The sequence below is a fragment of the Patiriisocius sp. Uisw_017 genome (assembly GCF_047731265.1).
Classification (GTDB): Bacteria; Bacteroidota; Bacteroidia; order Flavobacteriales; family Flavobacteriaceae; genus Patiriisocius.
This window is the reverse complement of record NZ_CP159835.1, coordinates 1017779-1031823: the sequence shown is the minus strand read 5'-3', so window position 1 is coordinate 1031823 and position 14045 is coordinate 1017779. Positions and strand designations below refer to the sequence as shown.

Here is a 14045-nt window from a genome sequence, read left to right as displayed (position 1 = left end):
ATTATATGAAAGAAATATTATTAAAACTTATTGGGGCATACATCAACATTACGGCTTTTTTATTTCCAAAATGGAATGCAAAACATTCGTTTAAACTTTTGACTAAAGTAAAACGAGCAGGTATAACAGAAAAAGGGATGGAATTTCTTTCTCAAGCCCAGCAAACTTATTTTGAAGAAGAGGGTCAATCATCTGTGTTATATAAATGGGGAAATGGTCCTAAAAATGTGTTGTTTCTTCACGGTTGGATGAGTAATAGCCAACGCTGGATTCCTTATCACAAGAAAATCGATCTTGAAAAATATACTATGTATGCAATGGACGCACCAGGACACGGACGCTCTAAAACGAATTATCTTAATTTAGAAATGTACCGTCAGGCAATTGTAAAAGCGATGACTGAAATAGGTGAAATAGATACCGTGGTTGGACATTCTTTTAGCAATACTGCATTGACATACGCCTATTTAGTAAACCCAAAAGTAAACGTTAAAAAGTTTGTTATAATGGGTTCGCCTTCTGGAATGGATGCCATTTTTGTCTATTTTAAAGAAATGTTGAGGATTTCAAAAAGAGCCACAAAAATACTGGATCTCAAAATCAACAGTATTTTAAAAGTCCCTCATCAAGAAATTCTGGTTAAAAATTTATTGACAAAAGCATCACAGCCCATATTGTTAATACACGATCAAGATGATAAAATAACGCCATTTGCACCTATTAAAAAGGCTATTGAAGGCACTCCAAAAATTGAAACGTTAATTACTAAGGGTTTAAAACACGATTTAAAAAGTGAAGAAGTTTACAATAGTGTTATTAATTTTATTGAGCGTACCGATTTAACGATTAATTTTACACAAAAAATAAAAGAAGAATGTATTTAAAAGAATTTGAAGTTAGATGGAATGATATTGATGCCAATCGTCACTTAGCGAATAGTGCATATATAAATTATATGAGCCATACTCGTTTGAGTTTTATGCTTGAAAACGGGTTTGGTCAAGTAAAAATGGTCGAGCACGCTATTGGACCAGTAGTTTTTTATGAGCATATGTTTTACTTTAAGGAAGTGTTTCCTGGGAAGCCCATTAAGGTAAGTTTACAATTAAAAGGAATAAGTGAAGATGGAATGTATTTTTCGTTTCAGCATAACTTTTACGATTATAAAGGTAGAAATATCGCTCGTTGTGAAATGATGGGTGGGTGGATAGATTTAAACACCCGAAAGTTAAGAGCGCTACCTTCAGAATTATTTGACAATTTAAAAAAGCTAGATCATACCGATGATTTTTATACGATTACAAAAGAGCACACGAGAAAACACGGGGAAGTGCCTATGAATCTTACTTCGGTATAATTTTATGGTTTGCCTTCGACTTTTGAAATGTCCTCTAAATCCCCAATAATAGGCGGGTAGTTTTGATCCCATTTTCAATAGCTACCTATTTTAGAAATACCTGTTTTGAGCTGCTTGTGCTTTTTTGTTCGGTAAGTATTAGTTACAAATATTTTCTGCTAGCATTTCTTCCATAAGGGGTTCTTAAATATATGTTAGCGCCTGTTCCTAATTTTCGATGCGGAGGATTTTTACTCGATTCGTTAATATTTAAGTAGAAATTAATTTAGTCATTCTTAATAGCTTCTGGCATCAGTTTTTTCTTTCTAGTGGCAAGATACACTCCTAAAAAGATAAGCGAAGCGGCAATTATTCTGATAGGAGAAAGAGAATCAGAACCCGTGAAGATTGCAAAAACTACTGCAATTAGTGGTTGTAAATACATAAAAACCCCAATTACCGCGGGGCTTAGTTGTTTGAGTGCGTAGATATTAAATAAATAGGTAAGTACCGTAGTTCCTACAACTACAAAGGTGAGTTGCCAGATTTCGGTAAAGTTTAAATCCATCCAAGCTACTTCACTAAACTGCGACCAACCTGTAGGGATGTTTATGAAAAATGCAATCAGGAACAAAAACTTCATCAGCGTAATGGAGCTGTACTTATGAACGAGCTTTTTTATAAAGATGAGATAGAACGCATACGAGGTAGCATTTACTATAAAAAACAAATTGCCTAATGGAATATTGGGCGCATTGGCTTGTGTTTTAGCCCCAAATAGAATCAATAATAATGCACCACCAAGTCCCAATGCAATCCCTAAACCTTTTAAAAGTGTAATGCGTTCGCTTAAGATTAACGCAGATAAAATAAGCAGTAATACAGGAGATAATGTGATTACCACGCTACTGTTAATTGGGGTTGAAAGCTCCAATCCTTTAAAAAACATATTCATGTTTATGACCATCCCAAACATGGCGCACAAAATGAGTCTACCCCAGTCTTTTTTATCTATTTTTTCTCGCTCATAAAACAAGCTAATAATCCAAAACAATACTGCGGCACCACTCACCCGCAATAAAATAAAACCAAAAGGCTGTATCACCGTGGGCATTAATCCTTTTGCAATGGTATGGTTAACCCCATAAATAAAGCTGGCGGAAAAGGCTGCGATAAATGCTAAGACTCTTGGGTTCATAGGTTGGGTTTAAATTAAATGTTGCGAACATACCCTCTAAATCCGCCTTTTAAAGGGCGAGAACACACCTGAAAATAAAAAAGTTAAGTTTTTTCATGAGCCTCCCTTTTAGGCGAGGTCGGTGGGGTGCTATGACATCAACTTCTATGTAAACTCTCTTTTGCGACTTCCACTACTTTTTTACTGTTTCCAATGAAAATTTCATCGTTATTGATAATCACAGGTCTCTTTAAAAAAGTGTAATGTTCTAAAATGAGATTTTTAAAATCTGTTTCTAAAAATTGGGTGTCCTTAAGATTTTTTTCTTTGTAAAGTCGGGCGCGTTTGCTGAACAAGGCTTCGTAACTCCCAGAAAGAGTATACATATGCTCTAAGTCTTCTTTGGTTATGGTGTTTGTTTTTATGTCTTGTTGTACAAACGATTGGGGAAGATTTATTTCATCCATAATGCGTTTACATGTATCACAAGTACTCAGGTAAAATATTTTTTGCATCTTTTTATTTAAAGTAAACAAAGGTAGCGCAATTACTATTTTTTAGATTAATTTTAAAGTGAAAAGAATAGCGTTATGATACATATCCTTGACATCACCTTAAAAACCGCGATATGTTTTCAGTATTTTTTAGAGACGATCGGTATTGAACATTTAAATAAAATTCCTGATGGTTTTAATAATAACATCTTTTGGAATATAAAACATACCGCAGTAACGCAACAAGCATTAGTTTATGGCTAGAGCGGTTTGCCAATGCAGGTTTCTGCTGAAGAAATGGCACATTATAAAAAAGGAACAAAACCTAAAAGAAACGCTACTCAAGATGAAATAGGTCTTTGCGAAAGTCAACTGCACTCACTCGTTAAAAAAACGGAAGAGGATTTTAATAGTGGGGTGTTTATCAAATACAAAAAATATACGCTTACTACTAAAACTAAACTTTCTTCAGCTAAAGAAGCCATCCAGTTTAATCATTTTCATGAAGGAGTCCACCTTGGTTATGTGGGGGCTTTAAAAAGAGCGTTAGGGATTTAATTTATAATTTTATACTTCATAAAAGGAGCCGCTTCCTCCAACGATATTTCAACCTCAATAGGCCCAGCGGCATAACTTGCGACTTCGTATATGTTATAATGAATTAGCACTCTATTTTTTATAAATCCAATAGTTGACGGGAGATAAAACGTATCGTTTTCAAACCAAAACCCGGTTGAATTTATCGATTCATTTTCAGAAATTTGATAAGCTTCTTTTAGTTTTTTTTCAGCGAAAGCAGTAAACCCTTTTCTGTCATTCAAAAGTTGCCTTGTTGTTATTGGTTTTCCTGTTTCAATATTAAAATTAGAAAAAGATAAACTTCCGTAGCCGTGTGCACCCCCTATATATTTGTATTGAGATTTTGATATGGAAATAAATGCTTCGTTTCTAAAGTTTTCTGTGATTACAATTTCGGCTTCATATTCATTCGTTTCTGGAAATTCACTTGTGTCCCGCCAGTAATTTTTTATAAATTCTTGTATTGCTTCGGTGGGATTTGAAGCGGTGGCTGGAGATTCTGGATCGCCCAAGTTTAACGCCGAAATTATATAATGAGAAATACTATCATTAATAATTCCTGCTAATTTGGGCTCCCCTTCATAGTGAATATAGGCTACCGAAACTACTGGGCAAGCTGCAGTTTTGCATTCAGTAAGTGACGCTTCATCGATACGCTCAGAAATAGGAATATCCAAGGTTTCTGAGCAACTTAAAAGGAGCGCTGAAATTAAAAATAATCTAAAATATTTGTTAATCATAGCACAAAATTACGAGAGTTTTTTGATTGGAAAAGGAAACACGTATTTTTAAACAGGATTTTTAAAAGGTACAAATTAACAAAAGCGGTCGCTTTTTTCTCATATGCCACAATGCTATTTTTGGTCCTAGGTACCCTAATAAGCAATAGAATTTAATTAAAAAACACCGCATATTGAGCGGACTTGAAATATGAAATTTAACACAAAAACAATTCACGGAGGCCAGCAAGATATAGACCCAGCGTATGGAAGCGTAATGCCACCTATTTATCAAACAACCACCTACTCACAATCAACCCCTGGAAGTCACAAAGGCTTTGAGTATTCGCGAAGCGGAAATCCAACAAGAGCTGCTTTAGAAAGAAGTGTAGCGAGTATTGAAAACGGTAAATTTGGTTTGGCGTTTGGCAGTGGTTTGGCGGCTATAGATGCGGTTATGAAGTTGTTAAAACCTGGTGACGAGGTGATTTCGACAAATGATTTGTACGGTGGGAGCTTCCGTTTGTTCACTAAGGTTTTTGAGAATTTTGGGATTATATTTCATTTTATTGGAATGGAAAATGCTTCCAATATTGAAAATTTTGTGTGTGATAATACAAAGTTGATTTGGATAGAAACTCCTACAAACCCAATGATGAATATTATAGATATTAAGGCCTGTAGTGCCATTGCTAAAAAGCACGGCGTGTTGCTAGCTGTAGACAACACATTTGCTACTCCTTATTTACAACAGCCATTGGACTTAGGGGCAGATATTGTAATGCATTCTGCAACAAAATATCTGGGAGGACACAGCGATGTAGTTTTGGGAGCAATCGCGGTAAAGGATAAAGAACTCGCAGATAAGCTTTATTTTATACAAAATGCAAGTGGGGCTATTTCTGGACCACAAGACAGTTTTTTAGTGTTACGCGGAATTAAAACACTCCATTTAAGAGTGCAACGTCATTGCGAAAACGGAAAAGCAATAGCGCACTATTTAAAAAACCACCCAAAGATTGAAAAAGTATATTGGCCAGGTTTTGAAGACCACCCAAACCATGAAATTGCGAAATCGCAGATGAGTGATTTTGGAGGAATGATATCCTTCGTAACGAGGGGAAATGATTATAATGAAGCAATTAAAATAATAGAAAACTTAAAAGTCTTTACCCTTGCTGAAAGTTTAGGAGGCGTGGAAAGTCTTGCGGGACACCCGGCTTCCATGACGCACGCAAGTATTCCTAAAGAAGAACGCGAGAAAACAGGCGTGGTAGATTCGTTGATTAGATTATCGGTGGGCGTCGAAGATGTAGCCGATTTAATTTTGGATCTAGAGCAAGCGATACAACAATGTTAGTTCTTGCTTTTGTATTAATTAGAAACACAATTCATAAAAAAACTGCGGAAACTTTATTAGTAAGTTTCCGCAGTTTTATAGTTATATGGCAGTTAACTCCCAGGGTAATTATAGGCTTAGTTTAGATAGTATATATACCCTAAATTTAACCAATACATCCAGTCGTTGGCCTTATTTTCTGGAACAGGTGTCGTTCCGTTTTGTTCTAAGGCAGGATTTAAACCATCCACCCAATCATTAAAGTAATAGGTCCAACGGCTATCTAACATTAAGTCGCTAGATGCATTTAATTTGTAACGTACTCCTATACTCCAAAGGGCAGCCCATGTAGAGGCCCCTTCTTGTTGGTATGCGTTAATATATTTTTGATTTGCAGCGGGAGGAGCATTCACATCAGGACCCAAGGTCGAAGACGATTCAGGGTCAAAATTTACATAGTGCACCCCAAAACTTATGAACGGTGCGAAAGTTGTCGACATGGCAGCAAAATCTCGAATGCTTAAAGGGAAATATTCTAATTGAGACCCAATTTCTATTACACGGGTACTTCCACTCACCGCGCGCAATTGGTCTGAGAAAAAACTAGTTTTGTCATCAGCAACTAAAGGGCCAAAATGCTGAAGTTGTGTTTTGTGATAGTTGATTTCATTTCTCAATTTAAAATGATCATTGAAATAGGCGTCTCTTGTATAGCAATTACAATCTGCTCGATATGAGAAATTGAGATAGTGTATAAAACCAATTCCAATGGTAGAGTTACCCACGTTTGTTTCCGTATCGCTACGTACTCCATAATCTGAATAAAATGCAAGTGGGCCTGCAATAACTCCAATTTCATGAGAGAAACCTTGTGCTTTTGCGTCTTGTTGAAAGAAAGCAAGACAGCACAATACCAATAACAAAACTCTAGTATTCATCAGTAATATAGGTTTAGTTTGAGACATAACAAAGATATAAAAACATATTTAACATAGAAATTAATACTAACATTTTAGGCTAATACGTAAAAAACGCACATATTGTTTTGCGATAAACATTATCTTTGACATTCCATAACGTTAATGAATAAGCTAAAGTATTTTAATATTTTAGCATTCTTAAAATCAAATATTTTATACCGATGAAATGCCCGACGCAAAATATTGAACAGTTGAAGTTAGATATTTTGGGCATACCGTCTTCACATTTATCAAATATTAAACACAGATGAAACAAAGTATCAAAGATTTTATTGATGGTGTTGAAAAAAGCAACCCAAATGAACCAGAATTTTTACAAGCGGTAACAGAAGTTGCCGAAACAGTCATTCCTTTCATAGAAAAGAATGAAACTTACCAAGGGAAAAAGCTATTAGAAAGAATGGTTGAACCTGAGCGTACAATTATGTTTAGAGTCTCTTGGACAGATGATTCAGGAGAAATTCATGTAAATCGAGGCTATCGCGTAGAATTTAATTCTGCAATAGGTCCCTATAAAGGTGGACTTCGTTTTCATCCTTCAGTAAATCTTTCTATCCTAAAATTTTTAGGATTTGAACAAGTATTTAAAAATAGTCTTACCACACTTCCTATGGGAGGAGGAAAAGGGGGTAGTGATTTTAACCCTAAAGGGAAAAGTGATGCTGAGGTAATGCGTTTTTGTCAAAGTTTTATGACAGAACTTTCTCGCCATATTGGCCCAGATACTGACGTTCCTGCCGGAGATATTGGTGTTGGAGGTCGTGAGATAGGATATATGTTTGGTCAATATAAAAGACTTAAAAATGAATTTACTGGAGTGCTTACTGGAAAAGGAAGGTCTTACGGAGGCTCTTTAATTAGACCAGAAGCAACTGGATATGGCAATGTTTATTTTGCTAAAAACATGCTAGCAACCAAAGGGGAAACTTTTAAAGGTAAAACAGTTGTTATCTCTGGTTCAGGAAATGTAGCGCAATATGCTGCAGAAAAAGCAATGGAATTTGGAGGTAAGGTAGTAACAATGTCAGATTCTGGAGGCTTTATTTATGATGCGGAAGGTCTTAATAAAGAAAAGTTAGCCTTTATAATGGAGCTTAAAAATGTTAAAAGAGGTAGAGTTAGCGAATATGTAGCTCAATATCCAAACGCAAAATATACCGCTGGGGAAAAACCTTGGAGCACCTTTTGTGATATTGCTTTGCCTTGTGCAACTCAAAATGAATTAGATGCTTCAGAAGCAAAAACACTTGTTGATAATGGATGTATGTGTGTGAGTGAAGGTGCTAATATGCCATCTACACCAGATGCTATTGAAGTCTTTACCAAGGCAAAAATCTTATTCGCACCTGGAAAGGCTTCAAATGCAGGAGGGGTTGCAACTTCAGGATTAGAGATGTCTCAAAATTCATTGCGTTTAAGCTGGCCAGCAGAAAAAGTGGATGAAAAATTACATGCGATTATGAATGATATACACGCCGCTTGCGTAAAATACGGTAAAGAAGGAGATGGTTATGTAGATTATGTAAAAGGCGCAAATGTTGCCGGTTTTGTAAAGGTAGCAGATGCTATGCTTGCTCAGGGTGTAGTATAATTTAATTTTATAGTTACAAGGAAAAAAGGTTGCCCTATTAGAGGCAACCTTTTTGTTAAAATAACAGCAATATTTAAGAATTCATCAAGTTATAAAGAAGTAATATCTATATTTAATAGCATGCAGCGCATTTTACTTATTTTTTTTAGTTGCCTTTTCACAGTTAGTTTGCAAGCGCAAAATTTTGATGCATTGTGGACAGATCATTTTTCATATGTTTCCATTCAAGATATTTCTCAAGGAAATGATCGTTTATTTGTTGCCGCAGAAAATGCGATTTTCATATACGATCTTTCAACTCAAGAAATTGTTACCATCTCGAGCGTGCAAGGTCTTTCAGGTGAAAGTATTTCTTCGATTTATTATAGTGAACCAACAGATCTGTTACTCATAGGGTATGAAAACGGGCTTATAGAAGTAGTGAATATTGGTCAGGAAAATGACGTTTTAATAGTTGTTGATATCCTAAACAAACAAACAATTCCACCTAACAAAAAGAAAATAAACCATTTTACCGAACACGAAGGTAAGGTGTATATTTCGGCTCAATTCGGTGTTTCGGTATATGATCTTGAAAGATTGGAGTTTGGAGATTCTTATTTTATAGGAGATGGAGGATCACAAATAGACATTACACAAACAACCATTGCCGATCCTTATATCTATGCGTCTTCTTCAGAAGGTGGGATACGAAGGGCAATTTTAGACAATGAAGACATAATAGATTTTCAGGAATGGGAGACCCTTACTGGAGGTAATTATATAGGAATACAACTTTTAGGAACTAGAGTCCTAACGGCACGAAGCGACAATTCAATATTTCGTATTAACGCAGGGAATGTTTTTGAACCTCTAGAAAATTATGCGGCTAACATTGTTGGTTTTGGAGTAAATAATGGGCTTTTAACCGTTACTACTACAAATGCTATAAGATCTTATGAACAAGGATTTCTTTTAAGAGCTGCGGTAACTAGTTTGCCGGAGTATGATTATGTTTTACAAAGCGGTTATAGCTTTAACGATGTTTTTTATATGGGTACGACTCTAAATGGGTTGTTGCAAGTTCCTTTTGGAACAACCCAAGCCACTCAGGTCTTACCAGACGGCCCGCTATTAAATAAATCATTTTCATTAGATGCGTCTGCAGGTTCACTTTGGGTTAGTTATGGAGAAATAGATGTTTTTTTTAACCCCCAAGCACTTGACAGGAGAGGAATTAGTAATTTAAAAGATAATGCCTGGCTTAATATCCCTCACGATGAAATAACTAGTTCCTTAGGAGTGGATCGAGTATCAGACTTGGTTAATGTTACTATAGACCAAGCAAATCCAGATACCGTCTATTTTTCCTCATTTTTTGATGGAATATTGAAAGTTGAAGACCAAGTTCCTACAACACTTTTTAACGAGAACAATTCTATTCTGGAAAACCCTATTTTTAACAACAACTTTGCTGGAGTACGTATTTATGGTTCAGACTTTGACCGCCAAGGAAATCTCTGGGCAGTACAGTCTTTAACAGATGATGCATTGATTAAATTGGCTCCAAACGGGCAGATACAAACGATTGATGTTACTAGTGTTTCAGGAGGAAGAGAAGAACTTGCGCATAGTGAAGTTGCTGTAAGTCGCGAAGGTTTTGTTTTCTTCAGTCCAGTTGAAACTGGGCTCGCCGGGTACAATCCAAACAATGGTCAGTTTAACGTTATTGGTGAAGGCGATGGGCAGGGAGGTCTGCCGTCTACAGATATTAGAGCACTTGCATTTGACAGTCAAAATAGATTATGGATAGGAACTTTGCGTGGACTAAGAGTACTGTTTAGTCCTGGAAGTTTTTTTAGTGATGGACAAGCTCCAGAGGCTCAATCTATCATATTCTTAGATGGTGAAGGAGTAGGCCAAGAATTGCTTTTTGAACAACCCATAACTGATATTGAAGTAGACGGGTCTAACAACAAATGGATAGCCACAGCAACATCTGGGGTGTTTTATATATCGGCAAACGGTCAAGAAACATTGCTTAGGTTTACGAAAGACAATTCGCCATTACCGTCAAATAGCATTCAGGATATTGCGATTGATCCATTTACTGGAGAAGTTTATTTTGCGACTGTAAATGGCCTTGTCTCTTTTAACGGAAATGCCACTGCACCCCGAGATACTTTAGAAGAAGTATTTGTATTTCCAAATCCAGTCCGCCCTCAATTTGAAGGAAACGTGACTATAGACGGGCTTACGGCAAACGCAAATGTAAAAATCACAGACCTAGAAGGAAATTTAGTCTTTCAACAAACTAGTGAAGGAGGAAGCGTACAATGGGATACCACTGTATTTGGAAGGTATAGAGTCGCATCTGGAGTTTATTTTGTGCTTATAACTTCAGAAGACGCACTAGAAACCAAGATTAAGAAAATAATGGTCATTAGGTAATGATAACAACAACAAGAGCCATTGTCTTTTCTTCCATTAAATATGGAGAAGCAGATTTAATAGCGACTTGCTTTACCTTAACAGATGGTTTAAAAACCTATTTACTCCGCGGAATTTTAAAATCGAAGAAAGGAAAACTTAAAACATCTTACTTTCAACCTTTAATGCAACTTGAGATTGTTGCTAACCATAAAAATAAAGGTACCCTAGAAAGTATTCGGGAAGCAAAAGTGAGTTATCCTTATGATTCGTTACATACCCAAATATTAAAATCATCAATAGTTCTTTTTTTAGCTGAAATATTAAAAAACACCATTCAAGAAGAAGAATCTAATGAACATCTTTTTCAATTTTTAGAAAGTTCTTTTCAATGGTTGGACACAAATGAAACAGAACCCAATTTTCATATTTTGTTTTTATTAAAACTAACCCAGTTTTTAGGCTGTTATCCTGATCCTAGTAACGCTCATTTCCAGTACTTTAATAAGGCTGAAGGTGTTTTTCAAGAATCTGATCCCATTGATTATTGTGAAACAGGTGCCCATGTCAAAAACTTTAAGAGGTTCTTCGGCATAAATTTTGATTCACTCAACGATTTAAAATTAACAAAATCTGAAAGATCGCGGGTGTTAAATTTGGTGCTGGATTATTATCATTTACATTTGCAGGGTTTTAAAAAACCCAAGTCACTTTTGGTTTTAAACCAACTTTTTAATTAATGAAACAACTTTTACTTATACTAGCCTTTACTCTTTTCTCGGCGATTTCATTTTCTCAAAAAATTCAGGTTTTAAGTCAAGAAGACAATACTCCAATACCTGGAGTTGCTATTTTTAATAGTAATAAAAGTAAAAGCGGAGTTACAGATTTTGATGGATATGTAAGCATTTTTGTATTTGACACGAATGAAGTGATAACCTTTCAACACATCTCGCATCAAACACTGCAATTAAAAAAGTCTGAAATTACTGCGTCAAATCAAGTTTTTATTTCTTCTGATGCGAGTAATTTGGAAGAAATTGTTCTTTCAGTATCAAAATTTGGGCAGCAAAGAAAAGACATTCCGCAGCAAATAGTCTCTATTACTAGCGAAGATGTGCTTTTTGGAAATCCACAAACTGCGGCAGATTTATTACAGCAAAGTGGTTCAGTATACGTGCAAAAAAGCCAGTTAGGGGGCGGGAGCCCACTAATTAGAGGGTTTTCAACAAATAGACTTTTGATTGCTGTAGACGGAGTACGATTCAATACCGCAATATTTAGAGGTGGGAATGTACAGAATATAATCTCCATAGATCCATTTGCCGTTGAACGTGTAGAGGTGATTCTAGGTCCTGGATCTGTGGTTTATGGCAGTGATGCCGTAGGAGGGGTTATGAATTTTTACACAAAAAAGCCAAAATTTTCTTTTGAAGATGGAATGTCATTTTCAGGAAATGCAACAGCTCGTTTTGCTACTGCAAACAATGAAAAAACAGGACATGTAGATTTTAATATTGGATCAAAAGAGTGGGCTTTTCTAACCAGTGTTACCTATAGCGATTTTGATGATTTGAGAATGGGTAGTAATGGTCCCGATGATTATTTGAGAAATGAATACGTTCAAACTATAAATGGTGTTGACGCTGTCGTTCAAAACGACAATCCCAAAGTCCAGGTAGCGACGGGATATAATCAAATAAATTTGATGCAGAAAGTACGCTACCGTGCTAACGATCAATGGAATTTTGATTTAGGATTGTTCTATACAACAACAAGTGACCTTCCTAGATACGACAGATTAATTAGAGAGACAGATAATGAATTGCGCTTTGCAGCATGGTATTACGGCCCTCAAGAATGGATTTCTGGAAACATACAAGCAAGAAACACCGCTTATAATAATAGTTTTTACGATGAGAGTGTCGCTACTATTTCTTTCCAACGTTTTAAAGAAAGCCGTAACAATAGAGATTTTGGAGATGCGATTCTATTTCAAACTGAGGAAAAAGTAAATGCCTACACTGCGGCTTGGGATTTTGAGAAGGACTGGGATAAAACAAAATTTAATTATGGGTTAGAATATGTATACAACAAAGTAAACTCGGTAGGGGCAAAAACAGATATTACTAGTGGAAATTCCACCAGAGATGTTTCACGATATCCTGATGGAGCTACCTGGCAATCGATCGCTGCCTATTTGAGTACTAATTTTAAAATTACCGATAAACTTTCTTTTCAAGGAGGCGTGAGATACAATCGTGTTCTTGTGGATGCTGTTTTTGATGAGTCTTTATATGACCTGCCTTTTACGGAAGCAAATATTGATGCTGACGCGGTTACAGGGACTACAGGATTTGCATTTAACCCAAATAAAATATTAGGATGGCGAATAAATTTTGGGACTGCTTTTAGAGCGCCCAATATTGATGATGTAGGAAAAGTATTTGATAGTGAGCCAGGAAGCGTGGTAGTGCCTAATCCAGATTTAAAACCTGAATATGCCTACAATGGTGAAATAGGGGTGACTCTAAATTTTGAGAATGTGTTTAAAGTTGATTTGGGAACATTCTATACGATTTTAGAGGATGCCTTGGTACGAAGGGATTTTAGTTTAAACGGTGAAACCGAATTAGAGTATCAAGGAGAATTAAGTAATGTACAAGCCGTCCAAAATGGAGGTAAAGCGGAAGTATATGGTTTTGAAGCTAGTTTAGAGATTAATTTCTGTAAGTCGCTTCAATTTACAGGAGCTTATAATATTACTGATGGTTTTACCCTCGAGGAGGATGGGGCTAAAGTTCCTATAAGACACGCTGCACCGCAATTTGGGAATGGACATCTTATCTACAAAACAGGGAAAATGAAATTGGATGCTTTTGCAATCTTTAACGGCCAGTTTGATTTTGAAGATCTTGCGCCAACCCAACAAAATAATGACTTTTTATACGCAAAAGATGCAAACGGAAATCCATTTTCTCCTCGCTGGTATACCCTAAATTTTGGTGCTCAGTACGCTCTTACTAAAGCAATACAACTCAATACAACCTTAGAAAATATTACAGACCAACGGTATCAAACATATTCTTCTGGAATTGCAGCACCTGGGTGTAATTTAATTGTTGCTGCGACCTATGCTTTTTAGGTTTTTTAAAAAATAGGGGTTTTCACCTATTGTCAATCTTAATCGTTAAGGATATATTTGGCATGTAACTAAACCAAATTTGTGTGGGCGAATTAAAACAATCACACAACCATAACCATTGGGGGTTTGAGGAGATTCCCGATGGTTTTTTATTTTAATATTATGTTGAAAACAGAATTATATGTAAAACAGGTCATAGATCAAATGGCTTTTTTAACATTTCAAACAATGCCAGCTATCAAGGGGTCTGTTATAAAAAAAGAGCATAACCTTAAA

The 14045-nt window shown here is 36.0% G+C and carries 13 protein-coding genes; 9 read left to right on the top strand and 4 right to left on the bottom strand.

Annotation, left to right across the window (positions count from 1 at the left end; all coding sequences use genetic code 11):
* Positions 1 to 5: 5 nt before the first annotated feature.
* Both ABXT67_RS04655 and ABXT67_RS04650 read left to right on the top strand, forming a co-directional pair.
* Complete coding sequence (locus ABXT67_RS04655; protein ID WP_415376121.1) at positions 6 to 884, top strand: alpha/beta fold hydrolase; 879 nt, start codon at positions 6 to 8, stop codon at positions 882 to 884.
* Positions 875 to 1357, top strand: a complete 483-nt coding sequence (locus ABXT67_RS04650) for an acyl-CoA thioesterase (protein ID WP_415376120.1) — start codon at positions 875 to 877, stop codon at positions 1355 to 1357. The genes ABXT67_RS04655 and ABXT67_RS04650 overlap by 10 nt, the downstream gene beginning before the upstream one ends.
* 265 nt (positions 1358 to 1622) lie before the next feature.
* On the opposite strand, the gene ABXT67_RS04645 is transcribed toward ABXT67_RS04650, so the two are convergent.
* Both ABXT67_RS04645 and ABXT67_RS04640 read right to left on the bottom strand, forming a co-directional pair.
* Positions 1623 to 2534, bottom strand: a complete 912-nt coding sequence (locus tag ABXT67_RS04645) for a DMT family transporter (protein WP_415376119.1) — start codon at positions 2532 to 2534, stop codon at positions 1623 to 1625.
* Between the two features lie 137 nt (positions 2535 to 2671).
* The gene (locus tag ABXT67_RS04640) at positions 2672 to 3028 is read right to left on the bottom strand and encodes an arsenate reductase family protein (RefSeq protein ID WP_415376118.1); all 357 of its coding nucleotides are present in this window, start codon (positions 3026 to 3028) and stop codon (positions 2672 to 2674) included.
* A gap of 75 nt (positions 3029 to 3103) precedes the next feature.
* Between ABXT67_RS04640 and ABXT67_RS04635 the strand changes: the two genes are divergently transcribed.
* Both ABXT67_RS04635 and ABXT67_RS04630 read left to right on the top strand, forming a co-directional pair.
* Positions 3104 to 3271, top strand: coding sequence for a DinB family protein (locus tag ABXT67_RS04635; protein WP_415376117.1), 168 nt, complete (start codon positions 3104 to 3106; stop codon positions 3269 to 3271).
* Between the two features lie 12 nt (positions 3272 to 3283).
* Complete coding sequence (locus ABXT67_RS04630) at positions 3284 to 3565, top strand: hypothetical protein (protein ID WP_415376116.1); 282 nt, start codon at positions 3284 to 3286, stop codon at positions 3563 to 3565.
* Here the strand turns inward: ABXT67_RS04630 and ABXT67_RS04625 are convergent.
* Entirely contained in the window at positions 3562 to 4326 is a 765-nt protein-coding gene (locus ABXT67_RS04625; RefSeq protein ID WP_415376115.1) for a DUF3298 domain-containing protein, read from the bottom strand. The genes ABXT67_RS04630 and ABXT67_RS04625 overlap by 4 nt on opposite strands.
* 190 nt (positions 4327 to 4516) lie before the next feature.
* Between ABXT67_RS04625 and ABXT67_RS04620 the strand changes: the two genes are divergently transcribed.
* On the top strand, positions 4517 to 5665 hold the full coding sequence (locus tag ABXT67_RS04620; protein WP_415376114.1) for a cystathionine gamma-synthase: 1149 nt from the start codon (positions 4517 to 4519) through the stop codon (positions 5663 to 5665).
* 116 nt (positions 5666 to 5781) lie between these two features.
* Here the strand turns inward: ABXT67_RS04620 and ABXT67_RS04615 are convergent, their stop codons facing one another.
* The gene (locus tag ABXT67_RS04615; RefSeq protein WP_415376113.1) at positions 5782 to 6582 is read right to left on the bottom strand and encodes a THC0290_0291 family protein; all 801 of its coding nucleotides are present in this window, start codon (positions 6580 to 6582) and stop codon (positions 5782 to 5784) included.
* A 289-nt stretch (positions 6583 to 6871) separates the two neighbouring features.
* On the opposite strand from ABXT67_RS04615, the gene gdhA reads away from it, so the two are divergent.
* The 4 genes from gdhA (at position 6872) to ABXT67_RS04595 (ending at position 13769) form a co-directional block, all read left to right on the top strand.
* Positions 6872 to 8215 (top strand): NADP-specific glutamate dehydrogenase, encoded by a 1344-nt coding sequence (gene gdhA, locus ABXT67_RS04610; protein WP_415376112.1) that lies wholly within the window; start codon positions 6872 to 6874, stop codon positions 8213 to 8215.
* A 168-nt stretch (positions 8216 to 8383) separates the two neighbouring features.
* Complete coding sequence (locus ABXT67_RS04605) at positions 8384 to 10645, top strand: two-component regulator propeller domain-containing protein (RefSeq protein WP_415376111.1); 2262 nt, start codon at positions 8384 to 8386, stop codon at positions 10643 to 10645.
* Positions 10645 to 11364, top strand: coding sequence for a DNA repair protein RecO (recO, locus tag ABXT67_RS04600; protein WP_415376110.1), 720 nt, complete (start codon positions 10645 to 10647; stop codon positions 11362 to 11364). Before ABXT67_RS04605 ends, recO begins: the two co-directional genes overlap by 1 nt.
* Positions 11364 to 13769, top strand: a complete 2406-nt coding sequence (locus tag ABXT67_RS04595) for a TonB-dependent receptor domain-containing protein (RefSeq protein ID WP_415376109.1) — start codon at positions 11364 to 11366, stop codon at positions 13767 to 13769. The genes recO and ABXT67_RS04595 overlap by 1 nt, the downstream gene beginning before the upstream one ends.
* Positions 13770 to 14045 lie beyond the last annotated feature (276 nt).

Bases quoted from the DNA above. Each gene is read 5' to 3' on its own strand.
- ABXT67_RS04625 (WP_415376115.1), bottom strand. From the start codon at position 4,326: ATGATTAACAAATATTTTAGATTATTTTTAATTTCAGCGCTCCTTTTA.
- ABXT67_RS04595 (WP_415376109.1), top strand. From the start codon at position 11,364: ATGAAACAACTTTTACTTATACTAGCCTTTACTCTTTTCTCGGCGATT.
- recO (WP_415376110.1), top strand. From the start codon at position 10,645: ATGATAACAACAACAAGAGCCATTGTCTTTTCTTCCATTAAATATGGA.
- gdhA (WP_415376112.1), top strand. From the start codon at position 6,872: ATGAAACAAAGTATCAAAGATTTTATTGATGGTGTTGAAAAAAGCAAC.
- ABXT67_RS04630 (WP_415376116.1), top strand. From the start codon at position 3,284: ATGCAGGTTTCTGCTGAAGAAATGGCACATTATAAAAAAGGAACAAAA.
- ABXT67_RS04620 (WP_415376114.1), top strand. From the start codon at position 4,517: ATGAAATTTAACACAAAAACAATTCACGGAGGCCAGCAAGATATAGAC.
- ABXT67_RS04645 (WP_415376119.1), bottom strand. From the start codon at position 2,534: ATGAACCCAAGAGTCTTAGCATTTATCGCAGCCTTTTCCGCCAGCTTT.
- ABXT67_RS04655 (WP_415376121.1), top strand. From the start codon at position 6: ATGAAAGAAATATTATTAAAACTTATTGGGGCATACATCAACATTACG.
- ABXT67_RS04640 (WP_415376118.1), bottom strand. From the start codon at position 3,028: ATGCAAAAAATATTTTACCTGAGTACTTGTGATACATGTAAACGCATT.
- ABXT67_RS04615 (WP_415376113.1), bottom strand. From the start codon at position 6,582: ATGAATACTAGAGTTTTGTTATTGGTATTGTGCTGTCTTGCTTTCTTT.
- ABXT67_RS04650 (WP_415376120.1), top strand. From the start codon at position 875: ATGTATTTAAAAGAATTTGAAGTTAGATGGAATGATATTGATGCCAAT.
- ABXT67_RS04635 (WP_415376117.1), top strand. From the start codon at position 3,104: ATGATACATATCCTTGACATCACCTTAAAAACCGCGATATGTTTTCAG.